Raw genomic sequence first — 24,804 nt, 5'->3', positions numbered from 1 at the left:
AGCGAAACTCACCAAACGAGCCGACCACCGAGAAGCAAGGTACGCGGACCCACCGAACATCCGGCTGACACCTCGGGCAGCTTAAGTCAGTGGCATTGCTGTCGACAGATGGCGGTAGTTGCGGACGCGGGGTATCACGTGCTGTCGACATCTCGCGGCCGCGCAAATCCCCGTGGCACGTCTTGCCTTCGCAATTGTCCAATTATCGGCAATTCGATAAAGACCGCGAGTGCTATCGCCCGCGGGTGGCGGGAAACGCGAGTCCGATGATGGCGCAGGCGATCATGAGCACCGCCAGTACGGCGATCAGAATCGCCAAGAAGGGGCTGCTCACCGTGTCGGTCGCGAAGTTGGTCAGCTCCAGGCAAAGCAGGAGAATTCCGGCGGCGAGACTGAAGTAGCACTGGGAACGAGTCGTCGGGACGATAACGAGTTTCCGGCGGGTTTTGTCGGTCATGGTTTCCTCTGTGTCGCGGATGGCGAATAAACGAGGCTAACCACGATCGCCGCTTTCCGGCATCGGTCAAAAGTACGGTTTCCATATCAGCGTGGGGTCGTGACCTCAATGCGGCGTTGGTGTCACGTCACGGAGTCGTGGGGCCTGGCGTGAAGGCGGAGCGGACGGCCGCGGCGAGGCTGGTTCGCCGGCGCTCGTGGTCGGCGGCGGCGTCCGCGGTGGTCGCGGTGTAGGTGAGGCTGCTGGGGGACCAGGACATGGCCATGGCGATGACCATGGAGTGCACGTCGGCGGGCGGGTACGTGGCGGCGATGTGCCCGGCGTCCTGCGCGCGGGCGATGGCGTCAATTTTGGGTGTTTCGTCGGCTTGGGTGAAGAGGTGGCCTGCCGGGGAGCGTTCCAGGCGGGCCCAGGTCGCCAGGCGCACGAGCTGCGGGCGAATGAGATAGGCGTCGTAGAGGCTCACGGCGTAGCCCGGGAGATCCTCGGCGGTCAGGGGGGCGGTGTCGAGGATGCCGTTGACCTGGTCTAAGAGGACGGCGTCGAACAGGTTTTCCTTGCTGCCGTAGTAGGCGTAGAGCTGGGCTTTGCTCACCTTCGCCTCACCTGAGATGCGGTCGACGCGCGCGCCGGCGATGCCGTGGGCGGCGAACTCCACGGCGCCGGCGTCCAGGAGACGTCGCCTGCTGGCCTGCGATTTGTCCACGTCGTGAGTGTAAACGAACTGTTCTGTTTGCGAGATCCCCTGGTCGTGGCTACAGTCAAAGGCGAACGAACCAGTTTGTTTTGATGGAGGTAGACATGACCACCCCGCTTCTCGTGGACGCCGACACGCGTCCGACATCCTCGTTTCTGGACGGCGAGGTGAAGAACCTGCTGATCGACGGCGAGTGGGTTGCTCCACGATCAGGAGAAACCTTTGAAACCATCGATCCCGCGACCGGCAAGGTGCTCGCGACGATCGCCACGGCCGGGCCGGAAGACGTCGAGCTCGCGGTGGCGGCGGCCAGGAGAGCCTTCGAAGACCCGTCCTGGGCGGCCATCACCCCCTATCAGCGCAGCCGGATCCTGCTGCAGATCGCGGACGTGGTCGAGGAGCATGCCGAGGAGCTGGCGATCCTTGACTCGCTCGACATGGGTGGCCCGCTGTGGATGACCCGCTGGCTCCTGGAGCACTCCGTGGAGGTCTTCCGCCACTACGCCGGTTGGCCGACGAAGATCTACGGCCAGACCGCGCCGTCGGATCCCTCGGTGTTCAAACACCCTGCGGCAGCCGTTGGGCGTGGTCGGCGCGATCACGGCCTGGAACGGCCCGGTCCTGCAGCTCGCCTGGAAGCTCGGCCCGGCGTTGGCGACCGGCAACACCGTGGTCGCCAAGCCCGCCGCGTGGTCGCCGCTGTCCACGCTGCGGATCGGGGAACTGCTGCTGGACACCGATCTGCCCCGTGGCGTGGTCAACATCGTCGCCGGCGGTGCCACAACAGGCGAGGCCATCACCAACCACCCCGATGTCGACAAGATCTCCTTCACCGGGTCACTGGCCGTGGGCAAGCGAATCCTCGAGGTCTCCAGCCGGGACCTCAAGCGCGTCACCCTGGAGCTCGGCGGAAAGTCGCCCACGATCGTGTTCGCCGACGCCGATCTGGAGGCCGCGGCCAAGGGTGCGGTGGCGGGATTCGCCCAGGGCAGCGGAGAAGGCTGCGTCGCCGGCACACGGATCTTCGTCCAGGAACCCGTCCGCGAGCGCTTTCGTGAGCTGCTGGTCCAGGAAATGAAGGCGTACACCCTTGGCGACCCGTTCCATCCCGAGACCCGGATGGGCCCGCTGGCTTCCTCGCAGCACTTCGACCGCGTCTCGTCCTACCTGGACATCGCCCGCGAGGAGGGCGGCGAGCTGACGACCACCGGCGAGCTCGGGCACGGCCTGTACATGCCGCCCACACTCGTCGAGAACGTCGGCGCCGACGCGCGAGTCGTGCGGGAGGAGATCTTCGGCCCCGTCGCCGCCCTGATGACGTTCACCGACACCGACGACGCCATCGCGCAGGGCAACGACACCATCTACGGCCTGTCCGCGTCCGTGTGGACCACGAACCTGGAACACGCCCACCGCACCGCGAGCGGACTTCGCGCCGGAACCGTGTGGATCAACGCCTATGCCGACATGAGCGCGGGCACGGTTCCCTTCGGTGGCTTCAAGCAGTCCGGCATCGGGCGTGAACACGGCATCGAGGTCCTCGACGCCTACACCGAGACAAAAACCGTCATGGTCCACCTCTGACCGCCTACATCGAGCCTCGCCAGGAGAAAACATGCACCGCGAGATCGCTCGTGCCCTCGCTCTCACGAGGTCCTCGACCGCCCGTGAGCGCACGGCCGACGCGTCTCGAGGACTGGATGACGGGCGGCCGCTGGCAGCCGTGGTCACCGGGAGCCGAGGCTCTGCGCCGGCCCCTCAGTCGAGACAGAACTCGTGGCCCTCGATGTCCTGCATCGAGATGCACGACTCGTTGACGCCATCGGCAAGCAGTGTTTGCACGTGTACCGCGCCGAGTGCGACCAGTCGTGCGCACTCGACCTCGAGTGTGGCGAGGCGCTCTTCACCCCCGAGCCCGGTGCCGGCCCGCACGTCAAGATGCTGCCGGTCCTTGACGACCTTGCCTTCGGGAACGCGCTGGAAGAACAGTCGCGGGCCCACCCCTGAGGGATCAATGCAGGCGAACGCCGAACCCTGACGCTCAGGTGGCAGCGAGCGATCGAAATCGTCCCAGGTGGCAAACCCTTCCGGTGGCGGCGGTACGACATACCCCAGCACCTCGCACCAGAAACGAGCGACGCGCTCAGGTTCTGCGCAATCGAAGGTGACTTGGAACTGCTTGACCGACGCCATTGGTCCACCATAGTGGCGCGTGCTGTTCACCGAGACCCCGGATGTCATCGCCGCTGCTCGGCACCTCCGCTGTCAGTTAATCCGTTGTGGGCAGCCATGCGCATTGCGGATGATTGTGGCCATGGCCACGACCCGACGAGCCGATATGTTCACCGCGGACGGCAAGCCGTCTGACGACGACCCGCGTGAGAACGGGCCGATGTTGGGCGACGAGCGCACGACGCTGGTCGAATCCCTGCGCTGTCAACGCCTCACCTTGGAGATGAAATGCGCAGGTCTTGACGCGGAGGCGATGGCGCGGCGTTCCGTCGAGCCGTCGACGATGTCGCTCCTGGGGCTGGTGCGACACCTGGCCGAGGTGGAGCGCGCGACGTTCCGGGTGATGATGTCGGGACAGGACGTGCCCCGGCTGTTCTGCTCCGGCACCGATCGTGACGGTGATTTCGACGGTGCTGTTCCCGACCCCCAGGTGGTCGCGGAGGCGTGGGACGCCTGGCGTGCGGAGGCGGACTTCGCCACGCGGTTTGTGGCCGAGGCACCCAGTCTCGACATCATCGGCGACGATCCCTTGAACCAGCATGGCAGCGGCGGAGGGTCGATGTCGCTGCGCCAGGTGCTGGTCGGAATGATCGAGGAGTACGCCCGCCACATGGGGCACGTCGACTTGTTGCGCGAGCGGATCGACGGGCGCCTGGGCCAGTGATGATCATGGGCGGCGTCAGCGGAGTCCGGTGACCACCGTCAGTGCGTGCGCGACCGCTTCGGCGAGGGTGTCGAAGACCGGAACGCCATGACGCCGGGCGACATGGATGAGGTATCGGTTGCGCTCCGGGTTCGGGCAACCCGGCGGGGCGCCGAGGACAGCCTCGCGTCCGAGGCCGACGTCAAGCCCGAACTCGACGTTCGTGGTGAACCCGGGCAACTTCCGCAGATCGCGCGGGATCCAGAACAGGATCACGGTGGCGGCCGCGCGGGCAGCGGATTCCCAGTCGACCTGGTCGTCGTACTTCGCGGCCCGGCGTCCGCCACGGCTTTCGGGCGAGAGAACCGTCAACGGTTCACCCGCGGCCGGCCAGCGGGCCCGGATGAGGTCGATCGCCCCCGGCCGCCAGGACGGCACGTCCTGCGCACTCGGGGTCGGCCCCGCCAGGAAGATCGCCGGTGAACCGTTGCCAGGCAAGGCTTCCCGCGCCATGACGACGTCCACGGTGTCGGCCACCGATGTCAACCCCGATCCCCGTCCAGGCGGGAACCCTGTGTGCTCCAAGGCAATGGCAGGTTGTCACCCGCCGCACGGGGCACGACGTGTACGTGGAGGTGGAAGACCGTCTGGGTCGCGGTGGCTCCCTTGCTGGTGATGATGTTGCACGCGGGTAGTTCCGCCGCCAGTTCGGCCACGCATTCCATCACCCGCGCCGAAAGCGCGGTGTCGGCGCCGATGTCCGGTACGCACTGATGGGGGATGACGAGTACATGCCCGTCCGCGACGCCGCCGCTGCGTGGCCGGATGGCGAGTACGTCGTCCCAGCGACGGACCACCTGAGCCGAAGCGCGCTCGGCCACGATCTCGCAGAAGCTGCAAACCGCAGCTGATGGTGTCGAAGTCATGCTCACAGCAAACAAGTCCAATCCGTTCCTTCATAAGGGTTTCCCGTTTCCGACCTGGGTGGTACGCCGAAGGGCGACCACTCGCTGGTGAGACGGTCGTCCCCGTCGAGCGGTGAGCGCGGTCAGCGGGCCCGTTGTCCCCCGGGACGGCATGATGAAGTGTGTGAGTGACGCGGCGGGGGAACCGATCCCGTAGCGCACGACCGGCGCCGCCACCATCGCCGCGCCCCCGGCGACGGCGAGCCCGGCCGCGGCCCGCCACGACAGACGACGGCAGCCCGTGCCGACCAGCAACGCCAGCGCGAGGACCTCCGTGGCGCCCGGCCACGCCCGCGAACCCGCGCCCGTCACCGAGATCAGCACACTCGATCCGGTGCTGACCAGGGAAAGCGCGACCACGGCCGCGCCGAGCTGCCCGACGTGGCGGGGGAACCGGCGCCGCAGCACGGCGAGTACCGCGGCCGCCGGTCCCACCGCGGGCACCAGGCTGGTGAACGCGATCGCGAGCAGGCCCTCCGCGCCCGGAGCCCGCAGCACCAGCACCGAATCCACGACGGTGGCCAGGAGCAGCACGGCGATCTCCGCGACGAGCAGCCCCTTGCGCGCCGGGGGACTGGGCAGCCAGGTGGTCATGAGCCGATCATGCCCGCTCGCCTAGCGGGCCTGTTTCACCCGGGCGCCACCGCGCGGCAGCGGCGTGTCGTGGGATGCCCTGAACGACGCGTTGAGGCCTTGAGTGACACGAACGCGTCGTTCAGTGGCCGAGCTGGGCGCGGCGGTGGTTGAGGGTGTTGCGGGTGGCGTCGATGATGAGGAACGCGCCCAGGCGAGGGCGGCGGTGGCGAGCGCGATGAGAAACACCGTCGGTTGCCCGAATCTGTGCCAGGCCTGGTTGGCACGGTCTGGGTCGCGTGCGATCCAGTTGTTCGCAGGTCTCTACCTGGTGCTTGCCCTTGGCTCATCTCCGATGGGTGTCAGTGCGGTGAAGCCGACACCGACCTCCATGGACAACAGCCGGGAACTCAAGGACTTGCCATGCGTGTCGAGCGCGAGCGAGGTGGTCACACCGCCGTCGACGATCTGGTGACACACGAAGTGCAGCGCGCCGAGACCGGGCAGTTCGTGGCGAACGACCTCGCCGTCGATGTACTCCGCGAGGTGCGCGCGGACCCGTTCGGCCGTCACTTCCCTTGCCAGCAGGGAGAACTGGGCTTCGTCGTACGGGAACACCGACAGGGTCGCGACGTTCCCCTTGTCGCCGGCCCGGCAGTGCGCGAGTTCATGAAGCAGGGGCATCGGGCGCCTCCAGCAGGGTGACGGCGGGGCGCACACGCTCCCGCGGGATGAGGGTCGACGCGATGCCGATCACGTCGCCGACGTGCACCCGGACCCCGCCACCGCCGGCGGGACCGTTGGTGTACAACGACTCCACCTCGTCGCCGACACGGTCGAGCAGCGTGAGGTCGTGGCTGAGGGCAGCGACTCGCAGGCGGCAGTCGGTCTCACCGCCGAGCACCTCGGCCCGCAGCGGCACTCCGGCAAGGCGGGTCGTGACGACCTCGGCGGCCAGTGCGGCCCGGCGTGCCGCGTTCGGTCCCACGTAAGAGATCTCGGCCTCGACCTTCGAGCCTGCCCGGTAACCGACGCTGACTTTCAGCTGGTCCGGCCGCGGTTTACCGCGCGCGCCGGCGACCCGGACCCCGCGCGGGTGCTCGGTGACGGTCACCTCGCGCAGGTCGAGCACGACGTCCGGAGTCAGATAAGCGGCCGGGTCGGTGATTTCGTACAGCAGTTGTTCGCGCACGGTCGCGCGGGACAGGACGCCACCGGTGCCGGGCAGTTTGGCGAGCTCGGCGGTCCCGTCCGCGGCGACGTCGGCGAAGGGGAAGCCCAGCCCGGCGAGGTTCGGCACGTCCTGGTGACCGGGGTCGGCGAAGTAGCCGCCGGTGAGCTGGCCGGCGCATTCGAGGAGGTGGCCGACCAGGGTTCCGGCGGCCGAGGCGGGGACGTCGTCGAGATCCCAGCCGAGACGGTGCGCCAGCGGCGCGAGGAACAGGGACGGGTCGGCGACCCTGCCGGTGATCACCACGTCCGCGCCGAGTGCGGGCCAGATCGCGTCCGCGCCGAGGTAGGCGTTCGCGGAGACGATCTCGCCGTGCTCCCGCAGCGGACGCCCTGTCTCCCAGGCCGGTGCGTCGAGGTCGACCTCGGCGAGGACGTCGTCGCCGGTGACGACCGCGACGGTGGCGCGAGAGCCGATCTTGTCGAGGATCTCTCTGGTGACCCGGCCGGCGGAGAGGGGGTTCGCCGCGCCCATGTTGGTGATCACGCGGACGCCGCCGCGGGTGGCGAGCGGCAGGAGGCGTTCGAACCGGGCGGGGAGCCGGCGTTCGTAGCCCGCGTCCGGGTCGGCGAGCCGGCGCTGCTGGGCGAGTGCGACGGTGCGTTCGCCCAGGCATTCGAGCACGAGGTCGGCGAGGTCGCCGCGGCGCAGCAGGTCCTCCGCCGGTTCGATCCGGTCGCCGGAAAAGCCGGCTCCGCTACCGATCCTGGTGGTGTGCAAGCGTTCTCCTTAGAACGAGATGGCGCCGGTCAGCAACGCGACGGCGGTCATGACGAGGGTGGTGCCGAACGCCCACTTGAAGATGAACCGCTGGTGCGCCCCGAGTTCGACACCGCTCATGCCGATCAGGATGAACGTCGACGCGGTCAGCGGGCTGAGCGGGAAGCCGGTGGTCATCTGCCCCAGAATGGCCGCGGTGCCGACCTCGGACGCGCTGCCGCCGAACGTGGCGGAGGTCTCCGCGAGCACCGGCAACACACCGAAGTAGTAGGCGTCGGGCGTGAACACCAGCGAGAGTGGCATGCTCGTGATCGCCACGGCGACCGGCAGCGCGCCCCCGGCCCCGTCCGGGATCACCCCGACCAGGCTGCGAGCCATCGCTTCGATCATGCCGGTGCCGCTGAGGATCCCGGTGAACACACCGGCCGCGAAGATCATCGTGGTGACGAGGACGACGTTGCTGCCGTGTCTGGCGAAGAGTTCCTGTTGCTGGGTCCAGCTCGGGCGGTTCACGATCACGGCGATGACGAACGCGATCACGAACACCACCTCGAGATCGGCCAGCTGTGCCAGCAGCACGCCTACGAGCGCGAGCGTGAGTACGACGTTGAACCAGAAACGCAGGGCCTCGGGCCGGGTACGCGGTGCGGGCTCCGGGGTGAGCTCGTCGAGTTCGATCACGCCGAGCCGTTTGCGTTCCGACCGTCCGATGAGGACGGACGCCACGAGTACCCACACGATCCCGGCGGCCATGGCCGGGATGGCGGGTACGAAGATCTCGGAGCTGTCGAGCTTCAACGCGGCCATCGCCCGCGCGGTCGGGCCGCCCCAGGGCACCATGTTCATCACGCCGGCCCCGAGGCAGATCACCCCGGCGAGCACCAGTGGGCGCATGCCGAGCCTGCGGTAAACCGGCAACAGCGCCGATACGGTGATCAGGAAGGTCGAAGTGCCGTCCCCGTCCAGCGAGACGAGCAGCGTCAGCACCGCCGTCCCGACGGTGATCTTGAGGGGATCGCCCTTGGCCCAGCGCAGCACCCGCGTCACGGCCGGATCGAACAGCCCGGCGTCGACCATGAGGCTGAAGTAAAGGACCGCGAAGGTGATCATGATGGCGACCGGGGCGACCTTGCCCAGCCCGTCGCCGATCAGGGTGCCCAGTTCACCGCCGAACCCGGTCACCAGCGCGACGAGGATCGGGATGGCGGTCAATGCGATGAGCACCGAGACCCGCCGGGACAGAACGGCCACCAGGAACAGCACGATCGTGACGAAGCCACTCACGGCGAGCATCGTTGACCTCCTTTGAGTGCTTCCACCTTCTGGCGAATCGCTATCGCTGGCAAGCATCAATATGCGATAGAATGATGCACTATGCGCATGGATCTGACCGTCCAGCAGCTCCGCGTAGTCGTCGCGGTACACGACGCCGGGAGTTTCACCGCGGCCGCCGAGGCCCTGCTTCAGGCACAGTCGTCGCTGAGCCGCTGCGTGCTGCAGGTGGAGCGCAGGCTGGGCGTAGCACTGTTCGAGCGCACGACCCGCAGGCTGGAACCGACCGCCGAGGGGCGTGAGTTCGTGGCGATCTCCCGTGCCACGATCGCCACGTTCGACGCGAACCTGCGGCACTTCAGCGGTTTCCTGGACGGGCAGCGCGGGCGGGTCCGGGTGGCGACCCTGCCGTCGCTCGCGGCGATCCTGCTCCCGGCCGTCGTCTCCGCCTACCAGAAGGACCATCCGGACGTACGACTGTCCATTGAGGACGCTTTGGCGACCGAGGTCCTCGAGCGGGTTCGCGCGGGAGTGGTGGACTTCGCGGTCACCGTCGTGTCCGCCGCCGAGCCGATCGACGACCTCGAGGTCACTCCGGTGGCCACCGACCGGTTCTGCTGCGTCTTCCCGCCGGACCACGCCTTCGCCCAGGTCGAGGAAGTGGCCTGGGCACAGCTCGCCGGCGAGGCGTTCATCGCGTTCGACCGGACGACGAGTATCCGTCAGCACCTCGACCGCGCTTTCGCCGAGTCCGGCAGTCGCCCGAGGAACGCGATCGAGGCACGCAACATCAGCGCGGTGGCCGGTCTCGTCGCCGCCGGCCTCGGGGTGTCGGCCGTGCCGGGACTGGTGTTGCCGCTGACCCGGTTCGCCGGCCTGTCGCATCGGCCGCTCGGTGCCCCGCGCACCGAACGGCGGATCGCCGTCGTCCGGGTACCGCATCGCCCCCTGTCACCGGCCGCGACCGCGTTCCGGACGGCGATCACCGACGCCAGCCGGCAAGGCGTGACCTTGCCTCCCGAAACCGCCTGGCTGACCAGCCGTAAAAGGTGACCCCACCTGCCAGCGGAACTTGCGGCCAATCCCGTCGCCGGAATGCCGTGAAGGGAACCTTGAGGGACTCTGAGTCCCTCAAGGTTCCCTTCACGGCATCAACGACAAGCCGCGAGGGCGGGTGCGCGGCAGGCCGCCCGCGGCGGCGGCGATGTCACGGGTGCTGGCTTCCCTCGGCACCGTGCCGGGCTATCAGTACCCGCGCGGCGGTCAGCAGTGACTTGCGCGTGGCTGTCGCGTCACGACGCCGCGGTTTGTCCGCGCCACTGGTGCAGTCGGGGTCCATCGTCGCCCTTCTCTCGACCGGTTCGTCCACTGAAGACATCAGTGTAGATTTCGAACGTGCTGGTGTCCCCGGTCGGCAGACTGCGCGAGATGCCCACCCGACCGGAAACCGGGAGTTGACGGCCCGGACAGAATCGCCCGGCACTTCCGCTGGTCAGGTGGGTCGTGAGTGGCTACGAGTGTTCTAACACCCGTAGCCACTCACGAGCCCAGACGTGGTGCCCCGACGAGCTGACGTCTTGTGCGTCGTGCATCATTCGCCCGGTAAGACCGAAGCACGGATTGCCAGCGGGGGAGACGCGTTGAGTACCGCACCTGAGTTCGTCGTTCCGGCCAGTGTCGAGAGTCCGGTGAAGGCCAAGCCTCCGGGCAGCGCGGCCGCTCGCTGGCTGCTGGAGCACCGGGTCGCACCGGTGGGACCTGAAAGCGGTGAGGACCACGCCAAGCCCCAGGCGTGGTGGAAGGTGATGTGCCTGACCGGGGTCGACTACTTCTCCACACTGTCGTACCTGCCAGGTATCGCCGCACTCGCGGCCGGGGCGTTGTCGCCGCTGGCGACGTTGCTGATCGTCGCGCTGACGTTGTTCGGCATGCTCCCGATGTACCGGCGCGTGGCCAGGGAAAGCCCGCACGGCCAGGGTTCGGTGGCGATGCTGGAGAACCTGCTGCCGTTCTGGCGCGGCAAGGTCTTCGTCCTGGTCCTGCTCGGGTTCGTGGCCACCTCGTGGATCATCACGATCACGCTGTCCTCGGCGGACGCGACCGTGCACCTGCTGGAAAACCCCATCATGCCGGGCTTCCTGCACGGGCACGCCGTCTTGATCACGGTGGTGCTGCTGCTGATCCTGGGCGGGGTGTTCCTGATGGGGTTCAGCGAGGCCGTCGGTGTCGCGATCCCGCTGGTCGCGGTTTTCCTGCTGCTGAACGCGGTGGTGGTCGTGGCGAGCGTGTTCGACCTCTTCACCGAGCCCGCCGCGTTGTCGGCGTGGACCGACGCGCTGACCTCCGGCGGTGGCGGCTTCACCGGCATCGTCGGCCCGGCGGTGGTCGCGTTCCCGTTGCTCGTGCTCGGGATGTCCGGGTTCGAGACCGGCGTCAGCATGATGCCGCTGGTCGCCGCCGAGGGCCGGACGAAGGAGGAGCTGCTCGAGTCCCGGATTCGCAACACCCGCAAGCTGCTGACCGTCGCCGCGCTCATCATGTCGGTGTATCTGATCGCGACGAGTTTCATCACGACCGTGCTGATCCCGGCCGAGCAGTTCAAGGAAGGCGGCGCGGCCAGCGGGCGCGCCATGGCCTATCTCGCGCACCAGGAGCTCGGCGAGGTGTTCGGCACGGTCTACGACATCAGCAGTGTGCTGATCCTGTGGTTCGCGGGCGCGTCGGCGATGGCCGGGCTGATCAACATCGTGCCGCGCTACCTCCCCGCGTACGGCATGGCACCGGAATGGGGCCGCGCCGTCCGCCCGGTCGTCATCGTCTACACCGTGATCAGCATCCTCATCACGATCGCGTTCGGTGCCGACGTGAACGCCCAGGCCGGTGCGTACGCGACGGGGATCCTGGCGATGATGGTCTCCGGCGCGGTCGCGGTCACCATCTCCGCCGCCCGCCGCAAACAGCACCTCGCCACTGTCGCGTTCACTGTGCTGACGCTGGTGCTGCTCTACGCGCTCGTCGAGAACATCATCGAAAAGCCCGACGGGCTAGCGATTTCGGCGTTGTTCATCCTCGGGATCATCGCGGTTTCCCTTATCTCCAGGGTGTCGCGGACGACCGAGCTGCGCGCGGAGCGGATCGAGTTCGACGAGACCGCGCGGCAGTTCGTGACCGATTCGATCAGTCATGACGGTGCGCTGAACATCATCGCCAACCGGCGCCAGGGCGGCGATTTCGCGGAGTATTCGGCGAAGGAGGCCGAGCAGCGCGGCATGAACCCGCTCCCGGGCCGGGCCGACGTGCTGTTCCTGGAGATCGACGTCGTCGACCCGTCGGAGTTCAGCAACGTCCTGCAGGTGCGCGGCGTCGAGATCGACGGCTATCGGATCCTGCGTGCGCAGAGCCCGGCCGCGCCGAACGCGATCGCCGCGATCCTGCTCGCGCTGCGCGACGCGACCGGTGTCCGGCCGCAATGCCATTTCGAGTGGTCCGAAGGCAATCCGCTCGGGCACCTGTTCCGCTACCTGATCCTCGGCCGCGGCGACACCGCGCCCGTGGTGCGCGAGATTCTGAGGACCAGCGAGGACGACCCGGCGCGCCGGCCGGGTATCCACGTCGGGGGCTGACCCGGAATGGCGGTTTTCCGTCGTCGCCGAGGCTGACGGGCCGGAACCGATGTGCCAGCGCCAGGTGTTATTCGGGCAGGCGTCCTTTCGGTGCCGCGCGGACATGGGCGCGTTCACCTTGTTTGCCGATGAGGCTGAGGAACTCGACGGGACCGGAACCGGTGGCCCCGAACCAGTGTGGGGTGCGGGTGTCGAACTCGGCGACCTCTCCTGATTCGAGGATGAGGTCGTGCTCGCCGAGGACCAGGCGGAGCCTGCCGTTGAGGACGTAAACCCAGTCGTAGCCCTCGTGGGTACGCAGGTCGGGTTCCGCGTCGTCGTTCCCGGTGGGGAGGACGAACTTGTACGACTGGATGCCTCCGGGACGGCGCGTGAGGGGGATGATGGTCGATCCGTCGCCGCAGGCGATGGGGCGCAGGTTGATGCGGGGGTTCCCGGTGGGGGGCGCGTCGACAAGTTCGTCGAGAGTGACCCCGTGGGCGCGGGCCAGCGGGAGCAGCTGTTCGAGCGTGGGGTGTCGCAGGCCCGCTTCGAGTCTCGACAGCGTGCTGGTGGAGATGCCGGTTTCGTCAGCGAGGTCGGTGAGGGTGATGTCGCGGTGCATCCGCAAGCGCTTGAGCCTCGGCCCGACGGCATCGAGGGTGCGGTTCAGGTGGTCGTCCATGGCACCAGTTTGCCATTTGGCAAGAAGGTTTGCGCATTGGCTTGGTCGCACGCACGATTGTCAAGAACTCGGCCACCGAAGAAGGCCGGTCGAGTCGGGACACACGGAGGCGTGATGACACAGGGATTCGACAAGGACTACTGGGAGTCCCACTGGCGGCAGGCGAACGAGCGCGGAGCCGGGCGGCAGCTCGCCCCGAACCCGTATCTCGCGCGTGAGACCAGCGGCCTGGTGCCGGGCACGGCGCTGGACGCGGGTTGTGGCGAGGGCGCGGAAGCGATCTGGCTGGCCGCTGAGGGCTGGCAGGTCACCGCGGCCGACATCTCCGCCGAGGTCCTTTCCCGCGCCTCCGAGCGCGCGGTAAAGGCTGGTTCGGCACCTGAGCGTGTGCGGTGGCTCGAGACGGACCTGAGTGTCTGGAAACCGGGTGAGCGGTTCGACCTGGTCACCACCCACTACGCGCATCCCGCGATGCCGCAACTGGCGTTCTACGAGCGCATCTCCGACTGGGTGGCGCCGGGCGGCACCCTGCTGATCGTCGGACACCTGCACACCCCGGGGCACGGCCACGGACACGGTCACCCTCCCGAGGAGGCATCGGTCACCGCCGCGAGCGTCACGGCGGGCCTGGACGCTGCCCGGTGGGACGTCGTCACCGCCGAGGAGCACGTCCGCACTCTCACCAACCGCGCGGTCCAGTTGCACGACGTCGTCGTGCGCGCCACCCGGCGCCCCTGACCACGCGAATCCGCCGGCCGTAGAGCCACCAATACCCGCGCCCGGGTTCTTGCCCGTGGCGCTGATCCCGCATGCCCTTCGGAGGGAAATCATGAGTACCAACGGGTCTCCGCAACTGGCGACCGCCGGCCCGACCATCCACGACCCGCGTCAGCGCCGCGCCATCCTGATCGGGGTGTGCATCGCCCTCATGGCGGTCATCGCGTCGGTGTCCGGGCTGAACGTCGCTCAGCCGCAGGTCGCCCTCGCGTTCGGCGCCTCGCAGAGCGAGGTCCTGTGGATGATCAACATCTACACCGTCACCCTGGCCGCGCTGCTGCTGCCGCTCGGCGCGGTCGGCGACCGCTGGGGCCGCAAACCAGTGCTGCTCACGGGCCTGGTCGTCTTCGGCGTGGCGAGCGCGGCGGCGGGTCTGGCCCGCTCCTCCGAGGTCATGCTCGCCGCGCGATTCCTCGGCGGCGTCGGCGCGGCGATGATCATGCCCGTCACCCTTGCCGTCATCACCTCGACCTTCCCGGACGAGGAACGCTCCAAGGCGATCGGCGTGTGGACCGGCGTCGCCGGTGGCGGTGGCATCCTGGGGATGTACCTGTCGGCTGTACTGGTCGACGTGGCGAGTTGGCGGTGGCTTTTCGTCCTGCCGGTCGCGCTCGTCCTCGTCGCCATTCTCCTGGCGCTGCGAACCATCCCGAACTCGCGCGAGGAGTCGCCGCACAAGTTCGACGTCGTCGGTTCGCTGTCGTCCCTGGTCGCTGTGGCCGGGTTCATCTTCGTTCTTCACGAGGGACCGGACCAGGGCTGGACCGCACCCGTGACGCTGGTGAGCCTCCTGGCCGGAGTCGTCGGTGCCCTCGGTTTCGTGGCGTGGGAACTGCGTCAGCGGGCGCCGCTCCTGGACGTCCGGCTGTTCCGCGAGCGGGGCCTGGCGAGTGGTTCGGTGTCGCTCCTCGCGGTGTTCGGCGTGCAGGCAGGGATCTTCGTGGTCCTGTTCCCGTATTTCCAGGCGGTGCTCGGCTGGTCCGGTCTTCGCTCCACCCTCGCGCTCATGCCGATGGCCGTGCTGATGATGGCTGCCTCCGGCCTTGCCCCACGAGTAGCGGCACAGGTCGGAGCCCGCGTGACGATGGCGTCCGGGATCTTCCTGGGAGGCGCTGGTCTGGCCCTCATGGCGACCCTTGTTTCAGTCGGCGGCGGCTACCTCTCCGTCCTGCCGGGCATGCTCGCCATGGGACTGGGCATGGGCCTGTCCATGACGCCGTCCACCGAGGCCATCACCACGTCACTGCCGCGTGAACGGCAAGGTGTCGCGTCCGCACTCAACGATGTCACCAGGGAGTTCGGCACCGCGCTCGGTGTCGCGCTGCTCGGCGCGGTCCTGACCGCCGGGTACCGAAGCGCTATCGACGCTCGGCTGGAAGGCGTCCCACACGACGCCGCCGACACCGCCCGCGAGGGCGTAGCCAACGCCCTCGCAGTCGCTGACGGACGGCTCTACTCGCGAGCGCTGATCCGAGCCGCACAGGAGTCGTTCGTCGACGGCTGGCAGCAGGCCATGTGCGCCGGGGTTGTCGTGATGACGATGCTATTCGTCTACGTACTCGTGCGCGGTCCTCAGCGCACCGGGACCAGTTCGAAAGCCGTCAGCCCGCGGCCCGCGCGGTGACGCGCTGAATGGGCAGAGCCTGGTTCGTCAGTAGTTCTTCCAGCCTGGTGCCGGCACCAGTGACACCGCGTCATACCTTCACCCCAAGAATGCCATGGTGAGGTCATGACGCGGTCGCACTGGTAGATATGCCCGGGGATGACTGGAATAGACGGCAGCAGGCTCCGGCGGCGGCGGTGATGGGCTACTCGGCAGAGGTTGCGTGCCGTTCACGCACGCGCAGCACGAACCAACGGCCGGCCAGCCCGAGGGCGAACATCACCACGCCGGCGCTCACCGAGGGAAGGGGAAGGGTCGCGACGAGGACGACGCACCCCGCGGCTCCGACGATGTTGAGGGCGCGAGGCCAGCGGCGGTGCTCGGCTGTTTGGCCGGCGGCGGAGAGGTTGGCGATCAGGTAATAGACCAGGACGCCGAACGAGGAGAACCCGATCACGGAGCGCAAGTCGGTGGTGAGCACGAGGACGCAGACGACGGCGGCGAGCGCGGCTTCGGCGTGGTGGGGCACCTGGTAGCGGGGATGGACCGCGGCCAGCCAGCGGGGCAGGTCGTGGTTGCGCGCCATCGCGAGACTGGTCCGGCCGACGCCGGCGATGAGCGCCAGCAGCGCGCCGAGGCTGGCCAGCGCCCCGCCGATCCGCACGACCGGGGCAAGCCCGGGGACGCCGGCGGCGGTGACGGCTTCGGTCAGCGGTGCGGTGGCGGCGGCCAGCCGGTCGGGGCCGGCCGCGAGCAACGCGGAACCCCCGATGAGGACGTAGATGACCACGGTGATGCCCAGGGCGATCGGGATGGCGCGGGGGATGGCGCGCTGCGGGTCTCGGACCTCTTCGCTCATGGTGGCGATGCGGGCGTAACCGGCGAAGGCGAAGAACAACAGCCCGGCGGCTTGCAGGGTCCCGTAGACGCCACCGGTGCCCAAAGCCTGCCAGCCGCCGAGGTTGGCGGTGCTGGTGTGCCCGCCGACGGCGATGCCGACGATGATCGCGGCGAGCGCGAGCAGGGTGCAGGTGACGAGGACGCGGGTGAGGGCGGCGGTTCTGGTGATACCGCGGTAGTTGAGCGCGGCGAGGCCGAGCACGCCCGCGCAGGCGACGAGTCGTTGCGCCCACCAAGGGCCGGGGATGGCGTAGGTCGCGAAGGTCAGTGCCATCGCGGCGCACGAGGCGGTTTTCCCGATGACGAATCCCCAGCCGGCGGTGAATCCCCACCAGTGCCCGAGTTGCTCGCGGCCGTAGAGGTAGGTGCCGCCCGAGGTCGGGTAGGTCGCGGCGAGCTGGGCGGAGGCGGTGGCGTTGCAGTAGGCGAGGATCGCCGCGATCGCCAGGCCGATCAGCAGCCCGGTCCCGGCGGCTTTCGCGGCGGGACCGAACGCGGCGAATACCCCCGCGCCGAGCATCGACCCGAGGCCGATGATCACCGCGTCACGGGTTCCCAGTCGCCGTGCCAGCTGGGGTGGCGGTGGGGTCACCGGTTGTCCTTTCGTGCCAGGTCGTGGTTGGCGCATCGAATCGCCCGGTGCTCGGCGGATGTCACCGGCGTGGCTGGAACAGTTCGACGAGGTTTCCGGCGGGGTCGATCAGCAGGATCTGCCGGCCGCCGGGCCCGGTGACGACGTCGTTGCGGAAGCGGACTCCGGCCTCGCGCAGCCGGGCGGCCTCGGTGTCCAGGTCGTCGACGAGGAGGTGGATCCGGTTCCAGCCGCCGGCCTCGGGGACGGCTCCGTCGGGCATGGGGCGCCCGGCGGAACTCGCCGGTCCGGACAGCAGGAGGCGCAACGGCCCGCGTACGACGTCGGCGAAGGCCGGGACCGCCGACGAGAGCAGCGTGAAGCCCAGATGGGTGGTGTAGAAGTCGACGGCGGCTTGGACGTCGTCGACCAGGTAGCGAACGTGTGCGTGCTCGTCGGTCATGATCGTCTCCGTTAGGTGTGGGTGCGGGCCAGGTTCGGCAGCAGGAACCCGATCCGGGTGGTCAGTTCGTCGGCCGTGCGGCCGAAGGCGGGGTAGCTGGCCTCGGCGGTGTCACCGGCCGCGGAGGGGTCGGGCATGCTCCAGTGCACGAGGCCGGGGTGGCCGGGGAACTCGGGGCACACCTCCCGGACCTTGTCGCAGAGGCTGATGATGTAGTCGAAACGCTGCCCGACGAATTCGTCGAGGTGTTTGCTGCGGTGCCCGGACAGGTCGATGCCTCGTTCGCGCATCACCGCGACCGCGTTGGGGTGTAACGGTTTCGGGTGGCTTCCCGCGCTCGCGACCTCGACGAGGGGCGCACTCCGGCGTAACAGCGCTTCGGCCATTTGGGAGCGGGCGCTGTTGCCGGTGCACAGGAACAGCACCCGGCCCCGCATCGACCCCGGTGTGGGCGGTGTGGGTGGGACGAGTCCCAAGGCCGGGTGCAGGCCCTGCCCGGTCTCGGCGAGCAGTTCCGCGCACCGGTCGAGGTCGAGACGGTAGTAGGTGTCGCGGCCGTCGGCAGAGCTGCGGCGCCCGGCGACCAGTCCGCCGGTGCGCAGCTTGCGCAGGTGGTAGGACACCAAGTTCTGGGGCTGGCCCACCGCGATGACCAGGTCACCGACCCGCTGGTCGCTACGGGCCAGCACGCGCAGCAAAGCCCAGCGCAGTTGCTCCCCGGCGAGATGGAGGAACCGCGGTGCACCCGGAGCCCGGCCGGCAGCGTCCATCTGCCGAAACTACATCAACTGGCGTTGATTGACCAGCATGGAGCTGCGGTGATGTGCGCCGCCGGGCAAGGTCACGGGTTCGGCAGAATCACCCAGGGCTCGGCAATCGAACCATCTGGCTCCCAGCCGAACCGTCGCAATCGAGTACTTTCCTCTGTCCGCCCTGTCTTTCGCAGCATCCAGGCCGCCGAGGGAAGGGCGCGGGGGTCTTCGGCTTCGGCGGCGCGTCGGTACCAGGTGATCGCCTCCTCCACCTGCCCTAGTTCCTCCAGCAGCCGGGCCGTGACCCACGGGCCGTCGTGATCGCCGGCTTCGGCTCGGGTCTGGAACTTTTCGATTGTCTTCTTGATCGTCCCCGTCTTCTTCAGCAGAGGAGCCAAGTGCTGCATCTCCTCCGCCACGGTGCCGCGACGGGTCGCGTTGATTTCGAGCCAGGTGATCGCCGTCTCCTCCCGCGTCGCGTCGTTCGCGAGTCGGTCCGCCTCGGTCAAGCCGCGTGAGTCACCCGCACGTCGGAACCAGATGACCGCCTCCTGGATCAGCTCGGCTTCCAAGAGCAGCGACGCCACGGAAGAGGCGGCAAGGTGGTCACCGGCTTCGGCGGCGCCGGCGTAGAGACGGGCGCCGATGCGCCTCAGGCCGCGGCTGGCGGCCGCGTGGGCGAGGGTCTTGTGGTCGGCGGACGTGGCGTGGTCGATCAGGGCGTTCCACAAAGCGGGCGGCGTGGGAGTGATGCGGCGCGTGGTCAGGGCGTGCTGTTCGAGGTAGTCAGCGAGGCGGTAGTGGGGCTGGGCAGGTTCGGGCCGGCCGGGGTGGGGGCGGATGCGGGTCAGCGGGCCGCGGACGCCGTGCAGTGGCTTGGCTGTGTAGGCGAGAGATCGTTCGAGCCAGTCGTCTTCCAGCAGGTCGTACTGGTCGTCGGTGAGGCTGCCTTCGGCGGCCGCTGCCAGCAAGGCCCGGGGCAGCGCCACGCTGTGACCAAGGCGCCGGGCGTCCATGGCGGCGGTGATCAGCGCCCTGGCGGGAACGGGAGCGGTGCGATAGCGCTCCAGCAGGGCGGGAGCGCCGGCGAGGTATTGGGTGATCTGCCCCTGCTCGGCCCGTTCCGCGGCATACTTCAGCCGTGGATCGTCTGTGGCTTCGAGCGCCAGGGCCTCCAGATCGGTGCCCGTGAACGTCTCGGCGACGGGCAGGTCATGGCCGGCCAGCAGCGCGCGGGCTTGGGCGTGAGGGTCATGCGCTCCGTCGGTGGATGGGGTGGTCAGCGTGGCCCAGTAGCCGGGCCAGCTGGTGCCCAGCACCAGCACCGGCGCCCGGCGTGGGTCGCGCAGCACCGCTCGCAGCCCGGCGGCGACGCGTTCACCCAGTGCAGGGTCGGCGAGGTGGAACTGGGCCTCGTTCAGCCACACCACCGTGTGCGGCTCGATCTGCGCCAGCCCGGCCAGCGTGGCCTCCGCGTGGGTCGGATCGATCGGATGCCACAATCTCCACTCCTGGTCGACGCTCCGCAGCGGCTTCAGCGCCTCCCAGCACGCCCTGGTCTTGCCGGTGGAAGAGCCGCCCACCAGCACCACGATCTGGCTGACGCCGCCGACGGCCCGCGCCACCACCTCACCCAGCAGACGGTCATGATCACGGTGCACGTACGCCGGGAGCACCGGAAAATCGGCGATGCGGGAGCCGGCCTCGATGGCGCGGTGAACCTCCAACGAGAACGGGTCGGTCACCTCACTCAGTGCCCAGTCTGGCCGCACCCCGGCCCGGCCCTGCCCGGAATGGGCCGCCTCACGCGTGCCGTCCCCGTGGAAGTGGATCTCACCGATGTCCCTGGCCTGCACCACCGGACCCGAGACCGAACCGTCGATCCGGTTGCTGACATGCTCAGGGCCAGGCATCCTCCCATCATCACCGATCCGGCTTGATCACGACAGCCGGTGTGCCGGCCGTTCCTGTACGAGTGTCAGCCAACCCCGAATCCGCCCCGGCCGGTCAGGTGACCGGATCGGGCTGACGCTGTGGGCGGGGAGTGAGACCGGCGGCGCGGTAGCAGTCGTCGATGAGTTGCATCGTGGCGACGGCGTCGTCGAGGTCGTTCTCGAGTGGTGTGCCTTCGCGCAGGTGTGCGGCGAAAGCTTCGAGTTGGTATGTGTAGGACGACCTGCGCCCGAGCTCTTCGACCCGGCGGCCGCGGGCGTCAGTGATCGTGACGCGGTCGTCCAGGTGTGGCTGGACGAAGTTCTCGGCGACAGCCTCACCGCGGCTTCCGACCAGCCGGCAGCTGAACTGCCATTCCGGCGCGGCCATGTGACAGCGCGCTCGCCCGGTCACACCGTTCGGGAACTCGAGCTCGGCGTCGAGCCATTCGTCGACTCCGGGGTGCCCGGCGCGCTCACCGGCCCGTGCCCCGGACAGCCGGGGCGGTCCGCCGGTCCACTTGGCGAGGGCCCGGTGCGCGTGGAGGCCGTAGCAGCCGAGGTCCATCAACGCACCACCGGCGAGGTCGTAGGACCAGCGGGGGTCGGTCTCGTCCGGGGCGGGCATCAGCATGTCGACTTCGACTGCGCGCAGCTCACCCAGCTCACCGTTGTCGAGGAGTTCGTGCAGCCGCCGGGTGACCGGGTGGTACAGGTAGTGGAAACCTTCCATGACGCGCACTCCCGCGGCCACCGCCGAGTCGCGCACGGCGGCGGCCTCGGTGGCGTTGCTGGCGAACGGTTTCTCCGACAGCACGTGCTTCCCCGCCGCCACCGCCGCTAGGTTCCACGGGCCGTGCCAGGCGTTGGGAAGCGGGTTGTAGATCACCTCGACGTCAGGGTCTTCGACAACCTCGGCGTAGGAGCTGAGCACGCGTTCCACTCCGTGCACGGTCGCGAACCGTTCCGCCCGCGCGCGGTCGCGCGCGGCGACGGCGACCAGGCGGTGTCCGGTCGCGGCCGCCGGTGCGGCGATGGCCTGGCCGGCGATACGTGCCGCGCCGAGGATTCCGATCCGCAGCGGTGTCAAGGTTTCCTCCTGATGGTCAAGCATTGCCGAGCCGCGTCGAATGCTTCGGCGACGGCGATTTCCGGTTCCAGCGCCCGGTGGTTGTGCGACATCATTTCCACGCCCCAAGGACCGTCGTAGCCGAGTCCGGCCACGGCGTCGATGAACGCGGCGACGTCGAAGTCGCCCTGTCCACAAAGGACTCGGTTGTCGAAGGTGTCGTCGAGGCCCGACCCGAGCTGGGTGGCCGAGCCGTCGTCGAGTTCGACGGCGAAGAGGTACTCGGCCGGGACGATGGCCGCCATCGTGCGGTAGTCCATGCCGCTGCGGTAGATGTGCCAGATGTCGAGTAGGAGCCCCGCGCCAGGATGGGCGACGTCGGTGACGAGCCGCACGGCCGGTTCGAGTGTCGGCATGCTGGAGAACGCGCACGCTTCGAGCGCGATGCGGGTACCGGCTTCGGCGGCCTCGGATGCCAACGCCGCGAAGGACTCGCGAAGCACTGCCGGATCGTAGCGGTCGCCGAGCACGCCCACGCCCACCTTGACGTGGCGGGCACCGAGGACGGCCGCGGCGGCGAGCAGATCCGCCCGTACCCGGTCGGAGGCCGCGCGAACGGGACCGGTCGCCCACCATTGGTCGACGACTTCCAGTTCGATGTGGACCAGTCCGTGCGTCGCGAACAGGTCGGCGAGCCGGGGCAGGCCGATCTCGTCGCGCGCGGCGACGAGATCGGCGTGGCTGAGGCCGAACCCGCGATAACCCGCGGCCGCGACGGCCTTGATCCGCCGCTCGATGCCGATCGGGCTGCGGTCGCCGGTGCGGGCCGGCATCACGTCACCGGCCGACGTCCAGCAGGTGGCCAGCAGATCCGGAGTCACCATCCCAGGCTCCGCAGGTAGGCCACGGACGCGCGGACGTCGGCTCCCGGGCCTTCGCCTTCGGGCCTGCCGGTGAGGATGGTGTCCTGCTCCATCGTGTACCAGCCCCGGTAGCCGTAGGACTCCAGCACGCCGATGATCCCCGCGATGTCGATGTCCCCAGCGCCCAGCGGCCGGTACATGCCGTCGCGCACCGCGTCGGTGTAGGTGATCTCGCCCGCCCGCACCTTCTCCGCGATGGAGACGTCGACGTCCTTGAGGTGGGTGTGGGAGATTCGCTCGGGGACGGCCTTGGCGAGCTCGACCGGGTCGGTGCCGCCGACGATGAGGTGGCCGGTGTCCAGGCACAGCGGGACCGTCGACCCGGTGAGGACGCGTTCGACTTCGGTGCGGCTTTCGACCATCGTGCCGACATGCGGATGCAGCGCCGCGGCGACGCCTCGCTCGCGCGCCCGCTCGGCGATGCGGTCGAGGTTGCCGAAGAGGGTGCGCCACGCCCGCTCGTCGAGGTCGGGCCGGGTGTCGTAGCCGTCGAGGCCACTGACCGCGGCGAGCACGATCGTGCCCGCGCCGGCCGCGACGAAGCCGTCCAGTTCGCGGTCGACCTCCGGGAGCGGGTCACGCCCGGCGTCGTGCAGGACGACGGGAACGAAGCCGCCGACCGCGGAAAGGCCGAGTTCGCGCAGCTTGGCCGCCTTCGCGGCCGGGTCGCGGGGGAGGAACCCGTCCGGACCGAATTCGGTGGCGACCAACCCGATGGCCTTCATCTCCGGCAGCACCTGCTCGGGGGTGAGCTGGTAGCCCCAGCCCGGCACCTCGCACACGCCCCACGAGATCGGCGCTCCGGCAACCCTGTCCATGATCATGTCAGTACTCCATCGGTGAGGTGCGGGGATACGGTGACGGTCCGGCCGGTGGCCGCGCTCTCGATCGCCGCCTCGGCGAGCACGAGCGCGGCCCGGCCGTCGGCGAAGCCGGGTGACGGCTGCCGCTGCTCACGGACCGCGTGGACGAACTCGTCGAACTCCGCCAAATACGCGTCGCGGTAGCGCTCGACGAAGAACCGCAGGTACGTGTCGGACGCCTCGGCTCCGAAGGGGCCGGAGGCACGCACGCTCGACGACGTCTGATTGCCCGCCTCCAGCATGCCGTTGTCGCCAAAGGCTTCGACGCGCTGGTCGTAGCCGAACACACAACTGCGGCTGTTGGTGATGGTGCACAGCGCGCCGCTCCGACTTCGCAGCAACACCATCGCCTGGTGTGCGTCGCCTTCCGCGGCGAGCATCTCGTTGCCGTCGTCGGCGGTGAAGGCCTGCACTTCCGCGATCTCACCGAGGAAGTACCGGGCCAGGTCGAAGTCGTGGATCGTCATGTCGCGGAAGATCCCGCCGGACGAGACCACGTAGGCCCGCGGAGGCGGCTCGGGATCGCGGCTGGTGATCCGCAACGCGCGGAGAGTACCGATTTCGCCTGCGCCGACGCGGCGGCGGATCTGGGTGAACGTGGGATCGAACCGCCGGTTGAAACCCATCATGACGAACGGCCGCAGCCCGGCGATGTCCGACCAGCACTGGTCGATTCGGGCCAGATCGAGGTCGATCGGCTTCTCGCACAGCACGGGTTTGCCGGCGAGGGTGGCGCGGCTGAGCAGGTCGATGTGGGTCGGGGTGGGCGAGGCGATGACGACCGCGTCCACATCCGGGTCGGCCAGCACCTGTGCGACGTTGTCGGTCGCATGGCCCCCGAGCCGGGCGGCGAGGGTCTGGGCGGCGGGCAGGACAGGGTCGCATACCCAGGCCAGCTCGGCGTCGTCGTGGCCCGCGATCGAACGCGCGTGGACCTGGCCGATCCGGCCGCAGCCGAACAGTGCTACGCGGAGCATGTGTCACCTCCATTGTTGTCGGGCAGGCCGCTGCTCCAGGACAGGTCCCGCACGTCGGCGGTCACCGCGAGGACGGCGGCGAGCAGGTCTTCGTCGATCGGGGCGGATTCGGCGGCGACGGCGGCGTCCAGGTGCCGGGCCTTGGTGGTGCCCACGACCGTCGTCGCCGCACCCGAGCGCTGGATCGAGAACTGGTTGGCCAGGAACGCGATGTCGGCGCCGCGCCGCGCGCACACCTCGGCAGCGCGCCGTGCCGCGTCGACGATCCGTTGTCCCGCGGGAACGGTGATCCGCGAGCCCGCCGGGGTGAGCAGGCCGAGCGCGACCGCGGCGGCATTGATGAGCCCGACGCCGCGCTGCCCGCACAGCGGCGCCAGGTCGTCGGCGAGCCGGGTGTTGAGCAGGGTGTAGTGCGCGTAGGAGAGGACGACATCCAGGTCGGTCTCGGTGACGGCGCGGCGCAGCGTCCCCATCGGGTAGCCGGTCATCCCGATGTAGCGGCACTTGCCTTCGTCGCGGAGCCGGACCAGCTCGGCGTAGGTGTCGGCGAAGACGCCGCCGAGGTCAACGAACTCGATGTCGTGCAGCTGCAGGATGTCGACGTAGTCGGTCTGCAGCAGCTCGAGGCTGCGGTGCACGCTCTCGCGCAGCCGCTTCGGCGTGAAGTCGAACTCGTCGCTGCCGTAGCGGCCGGCTTTGGTGCCGATCACGACGTCTTCGCGGTGTTCGCGCAGTGCCGCGCCGAGCCGGCGCTCGGCCAGCCCGTTCCCGTAGTAGGGGGACGAATCGAAGAAGGTGATCCCGGCGTCCAAAGCCCGGTGCACCGCGGCCGTCGCTTCGGTTTCGTCGGCGGCGCCGAACATGTCGCCCAGCGGTGCAGTGCCGAACGACACCGCGG

General features: G+C 68.9%; 26 protein-coding genes and 1 pseudogene. 7 read left to right on the top strand and 20 right to left on the bottom strand.

Going from position 1 to position 24,804, the window contains the following annotated elements; all coding sequences use genetic code 11:
- Positions 1-232 precede the first annotated feature (232 nt).
- Together VGP60_RS11395 and VGP60_RS11390 are read right to left on the bottom strand one after the other, a co-directional pair.
- On the bottom strand, positions 233-457 hold the full coding sequence (locus VGP60_RS11395; protein WP_327547908.1) for a hypothetical protein: 225 nt from the start codon (positions 455-457) through the stop codon (positions 233-235).
- 127 nt (positions 458-584) lie between these two features.
- Positions 585-1,163 (bottom strand): TetR family transcriptional regulator, encoded by a 579-nt coding sequence (locus VGP60_RS11390; RefSeq protein WP_327547907.1) that lies wholly within the window; start codon positions 1,161-1,163, stop codon positions 585-587.
- An 83-nt stretch (positions 1,164-1,246) separates the two neighbouring features.
- Here VGP60_RS11390 and VGP60_RS41680 point away from each other — a divergent pair.
- Both VGP60_RS41680 and VGP60_RS11385 read left to right on the top strand, forming a co-directional pair.
- A pseudogene (locus tag VGP60_RS41680) lies at positions 1,247-1,648 on the top strand (aldehyde dehydrogenase family protein); the annotation flags it as partial.
- A gap of 91 nt (positions 1,649-1,739) precedes the next feature.
- Positions 1,740-2,738 (top strand): aldehyde dehydrogenase family protein, encoded by a 999-nt coding sequence (locus VGP60_RS11385; RefSeq protein ID WP_327547906.1) that lies wholly within the window; start codon positions 1,740-1,742, stop codon positions 2,736-2,738.
- Between the two features lie 174 nt (positions 2,739-2,912).
- On the opposite strand, the gene VGP60_RS11380 is transcribed toward VGP60_RS11385, so the two are convergent.
- Positions 2,913-3,347, bottom strand: coding sequence for a VOC family protein (locus tag VGP60_RS11380; RefSeq protein ID WP_327547905.1), 435 nt, complete (start codon positions 3,345-3,347; stop codon positions 2,913-2,915).
- 19 nt (positions 3,348-3,366) lie between these two features.
- Between VGP60_RS11380 and VGP60_RS11375 the strand changes: the two genes are divergently transcribed.
- Positions 3,367-4,050, top strand: coding sequence for a DinB family protein (locus VGP60_RS11375; RefSeq protein ID WP_327547904.1), 684 nt, complete (start codon positions 3,367-3,369; stop codon positions 4,048-4,050).
- 15 nt (positions 4,051-4,065) lie between these two features.
- On the opposite strand, the gene VGP60_RS11370 is transcribed toward VGP60_RS11375, so the two are convergent.
- The 6 genes from VGP60_RS11370 to VGP60_RS11345 all read right to left on the bottom strand — a co-directional run bounded on the left by VGP60_RS11370 (position 4,066) and on the right by VGP60_RS11345 (position 8,811).
- Positions 4,066-4,566: a nucleoside 2-deoxyribosyltransferase domain-containing protein gene (locus VGP60_RS11370; RefSeq protein ID WP_327547903.1), complete on the bottom strand. Its 501-nt coding sequence runs from the start codon at positions 4,564-4,566 to the stop codon at positions 4,066-4,068.
- A 5-nt stretch (positions 4,567-4,571) separates the two neighbouring features.
- Positions 4,572-4,955, bottom strand: a complete 384-nt coding sequence (locus VGP60_RS11365; protein WP_327547902.1) for an HIT family protein — start codon at positions 4,953-4,955, stop codon at positions 4,572-4,574.
- A 30-nt stretch (positions 4,956-4,985) separates the two neighbouring features.
- Positions 4,986-5,588 carry a hypothetical protein gene (locus tag VGP60_RS11360; protein WP_327547901.1) on the bottom strand — a complete coding sequence of 201 codons (603 nt, stop codon included), beginning with the start codon at positions 5,586-5,588 and terminating at the stop codon, positions 4,986-4,988.
- Positions 5,589-5,891: 303 nt separating this feature from the next.
- The gene (locus VGP60_RS11355; RefSeq protein WP_327547900.1) at positions 5,892-6,251 is read right to left on the bottom strand and encodes an AtuA-related protein; all 360 of its coding nucleotides are present in this window, start codon (positions 6,249-6,251) and stop codon (positions 5,892-5,894) included.
- Entirely contained in the window at positions 6,235-7,518 is a 1,284-nt protein-coding gene (locus VGP60_RS11350) for an acyclic terpene utilization AtuA family protein (RefSeq protein WP_327547899.1), read from the bottom strand. Before VGP60_RS11350 ends, VGP60_RS11355 begins: the two co-directional genes overlap by 17 nt.
- Positions 7,519-7,527: 9 nt before the next feature.
- Entirely contained in the window at positions 7,528-8,811 is a 1,284-nt protein-coding gene (locus VGP60_RS11345) for a citrate:proton symporter (protein WP_327547898.1), read from the bottom strand.
- An 81-nt stretch (positions 8,812-8,892) separates the two neighbouring features.
- On the opposite strand from VGP60_RS11345, the gene VGP60_RS11340 reads away from it, so the two are divergent.
- Complete coding sequence (locus tag VGP60_RS11340; protein ID WP_327547897.1) at positions 8,893-9,843, top strand: LysR family transcriptional regulator; 951 nt, start codon at positions 8,893-8,895, stop codon at positions 9,841-9,843.
- A gap of 154 nt (positions 9,844-9,997) precedes the next feature.
- Here the strand turns inward: VGP60_RS11340 and VGP60_RS11335 are convergent, their stop codons facing one another.
- Positions 9,998-10,168 (bottom strand): hypothetical protein, encoded by a 171-nt coding sequence (locus tag VGP60_RS11335; protein WP_327547896.1) that lies wholly within the window; start codon positions 10,166-10,168, stop codon positions 9,998-10,000.
- Positions 10,169-10,430: 262 nt separating this feature from the next.
- Between VGP60_RS11335 and VGP60_RS11330 the strand changes: the two genes are divergently transcribed.
- Positions 10,431-12,413 (top strand): amino acid transporter, encoded by a 1,983-nt coding sequence (locus VGP60_RS11330; RefSeq protein ID WP_327547895.1) that lies wholly within the window; start codon positions 10,431-10,433, stop codon positions 12,411-12,413.
- Between the two features lie 67 nt (positions 12,414-12,480).
- Here the strand turns inward: VGP60_RS11330 and VGP60_RS11325 are convergent, their stop codons facing one another.
- The gene (locus VGP60_RS11325; RefSeq protein WP_327547894.1) at positions 12,481-13,077 is read right to left on the bottom strand and encodes an XRE family transcriptional regulator; all 597 of its coding nucleotides are present in this window, start codon (positions 13,075-13,077) and stop codon (positions 12,481-12,483) included.
- Positions 13,078-13,191: 114 nt separating this feature from the next.
- Between VGP60_RS11325 and VGP60_RS11320 the strand changes: the two genes are divergently transcribed.
- Together VGP60_RS11320 and VGP60_RS11315 are read left to right on the top strand one after the other, a co-directional pair.
- Positions 13,192-13,815, top strand: coding sequence for a class I SAM-dependent methyltransferase (locus tag VGP60_RS11320; protein WP_327547893.1), 624 nt, complete (start codon positions 13,192-13,194; stop codon positions 13,813-13,815).
- 91 nt (positions 13,816-13,906) lie between these two features.
- Complete coding sequence (locus tag VGP60_RS11315; RefSeq protein WP_327547892.1) at positions 13,907-15,478, top strand: MFS transporter; 1,572 nt, start codon at positions 13,907-13,909, stop codon at positions 15,476-15,478.
- Between the two features lie 184 nt (positions 15,479-15,662).
- On the opposite strand, the gene VGP60_RS11310 is transcribed toward VGP60_RS11315, so the two are convergent.
- From VGP60_RS11310 to VGP60_RS11270, 9 genes are all read right to left on the bottom strand, one after another.
- Complete coding sequence (locus VGP60_RS11310) at positions 15,663-16,985, bottom strand: APC family permease (RefSeq protein WP_414640326.1); 1,323 nt, start codon at positions 16,983-16,985, stop codon at positions 15,663-15,665.
- A 25-nt stretch (positions 16,986-17,010) separates the two neighbouring features.
- On the bottom strand, positions 17,011-17,391 hold the full coding sequence (locus tag VGP60_RS11305) for a VOC family protein (protein WP_327547890.1): 381 nt from the start codon (positions 17,389-17,391) through the stop codon (positions 17,011-17,013).
- An 11-nt stretch (positions 17,392-17,402) separates the two neighbouring features.
- A complete protein-coding gene (locus VGP60_RS11300; protein WP_327547889.1) occupies positions 17,403-18,161 on the bottom strand; it encodes an ArsR family transcriptional regulator in 759 nt (252 codons plus the stop codon).
- A 71-nt stretch (positions 18,162-18,232) separates the two neighbouring features.
- The gene (locus VGP60_RS11295; protein ID WP_327547888.1) at positions 18,233-20,056 is read right to left on the bottom strand and encodes a hypothetical protein; all 1,824 of its coding nucleotides are present in this window, start codon (positions 20,054-20,056) and stop codon (positions 18,233-18,235) included.
- A gap of 94 nt (positions 20,057-20,150) precedes the next feature.
- Positions 20,151-21,164: a Gfo/Idh/MocA family oxidoreductase gene (locus VGP60_RS11290; protein WP_327547887.1), complete on the bottom strand. Its 1,014-nt coding sequence runs from the start codon at positions 21,162-21,164 to the stop codon at positions 20,151-20,153.
- Positions 21,161-22,027 (bottom strand): sugar phosphate isomerase/epimerase, encoded by an 867-nt coding sequence (locus tag VGP60_RS11285; RefSeq protein WP_327547886.1) that lies wholly within the window; start codon positions 22,025-22,027, stop codon positions 21,161-21,163. Before VGP60_RS11285 ends, VGP60_RS11290 begins: the two co-directional genes overlap by 4 nt.
- A complete protein-coding gene (locus tag VGP60_RS11280) occupies positions 22,021-22,890 on the bottom strand; it encodes a sugar phosphate isomerase/epimerase (RefSeq protein ID WP_327547885.1) in 870 nt (289 codons plus the stop codon). Before VGP60_RS11280 ends, VGP60_RS11285 begins: the two co-directional genes overlap by 7 nt.
- Positions 22,887-23,906: an inositol 2-dehydrogenase gene (gene iolG, locus VGP60_RS11275; protein WP_327547884.1), complete on the bottom strand. Its 1,020-nt coding sequence runs from the start codon at positions 23,904-23,906 to the stop codon at positions 22,887-22,889. Before iolG ends, VGP60_RS11280 begins: the two co-directional genes overlap by 4 nt.
- Positions 23,894-24,799, bottom strand: coding sequence for an aldo/keto reductase (locus VGP60_RS11270; RefSeq protein WP_327547883.1), 906 nt, complete (start codon positions 24,797-24,799; stop codon positions 23,894-23,896). Before VGP60_RS11270 ends, iolG begins: the two co-directional genes overlap by 13 nt.
- Positions 24,800-24,804: the final 5 nt, after the last annotated feature.

The organism is Amycolatopsis sp. (genome assembly GCF_036008905.1).
In the GTDB taxonomy this organism is placed as follows: Bacteria; Actinomycetota; Actinomycetes; order Mycobacteriales; family Pseudonocardiaceae; genus Amycolatopsis.
This window is presented reverse-complemented; position numbering and strand designations above follow the sequence as displayed.

Coding starts and splice junctions, on each gene's coding strand:
- VGP60_RS11395 (WP_327547908.1), bottom strand. CDS start 457: ATGACCGACAAAACCCGCCGGAAACTCGTTATCGTCCCGACGACTCGT.
- VGP60_RS11380 (WP_327547905.1), bottom strand. CDS start 3,347: ATGGCGTCGGTCAAGCAGTTCCAAGTCACCTTCGATTGCGCAGAACCT.
- VGP60_RS11365 (WP_327547902.1), bottom strand. CDS start 4,955: ATGACTTCGACACCATCAGCTGCGGTTTGCAGCTTCTGCGAGATCGTG.
- VGP60_RS11360 (WP_327547901.1), bottom strand. CDS start 5,588: ATGACCACCTGGCTGCCCAGTCCCCCGGCGCGCAAGGGGCTGCTCGTC.
- VGP60_RS11355 (WP_327547900.1), bottom strand. CDS start 6,251: ATGCCCCTGCTTCATGAACTCGCGCACTGCCGGGCCGGCGACAAGGGG.
- VGP60_RS11345 (WP_327547898.1), bottom strand. CDS start 8,811: ATGCTCGCCGTGAGTGGCTTCGTCACGATCGTGCTGTTCCTGGTGGCC.
- VGP60_RS11340 (WP_327547897.1), top strand. CDS start 8,893: ATGCGCATGGATCTGACCGTCCAGCAGCTCCGCGTAGTCGTCGCGGTA.
- VGP60_RS11335 (WP_327547896.1), bottom strand. CDS start 10,168: ATGTCTTCAGTGGACGAACCGGTCGAGAGAAGGGCGACGATGGACCCC.
- VGP60_RS11325 (WP_327547894.1), bottom strand. CDS start 13,077: ATGGACGACCACCTGAACCGCACCCTCGATGCCGTCGGGCCGAGGCTC.
- VGP60_RS11320 (WP_327547893.1), top strand. CDS start 13,192: ATGACACAGGGATTCGACAAGGACTACTGGGAGTCCCACTGGCGGCAG.
- VGP60_RS11315 (WP_327547892.1), top strand. CDS start 13,907: ATGAGTACCAACGGGTCTCCGCAACTGGCGACCGCCGGCCCGACCATC.
- VGP60_RS11310 (WP_414640326.1), bottom strand. CDS start 16,985: ATGCGCCAACCACGACCTGGCACGAAAGGACAACCGGTGACCCCACCG.
- VGP60_RS11305 (WP_327547890.1), bottom strand. CDS start 17,391: ATGACCGACGAGCACGCACACGTTCGCTACCTGGTCGACGACGTCCAA.
- VGP60_RS11300 (WP_327547889.1), bottom strand. CDS start 18,161: ATGGACGCTGCCGGCCGGGCTCCGGGTGCACCGCGGTTCCTCCATCTC.
- VGP60_RS11295 (WP_327547888.1), bottom strand. CDS start 20,056: ATGCCTGGCCCTGAGCATGTCAGCAACCGGATCGACGGTTCGGTCTCG.
- VGP60_RS11285 (WP_327547886.1), bottom strand. CDS start 22,027: ATGGTGACTCCGGATCTGCTGGCCACCTGCTGGACGTCGGCCGGTGAC.
- VGP60_RS11280 (WP_327547885.1), bottom strand. CDS start 22,890: ATGATCATGGACAGGGTTGCCGGAGCGCCGATCTCGTGGGGCGTGTGC.
- iolG (WP_327547884.1), bottom strand. CDS start 23,906: ATGCTCCGCGTAGCACTGTTCGGCTGCGGCCGGATCGGCCAGGTCCAC.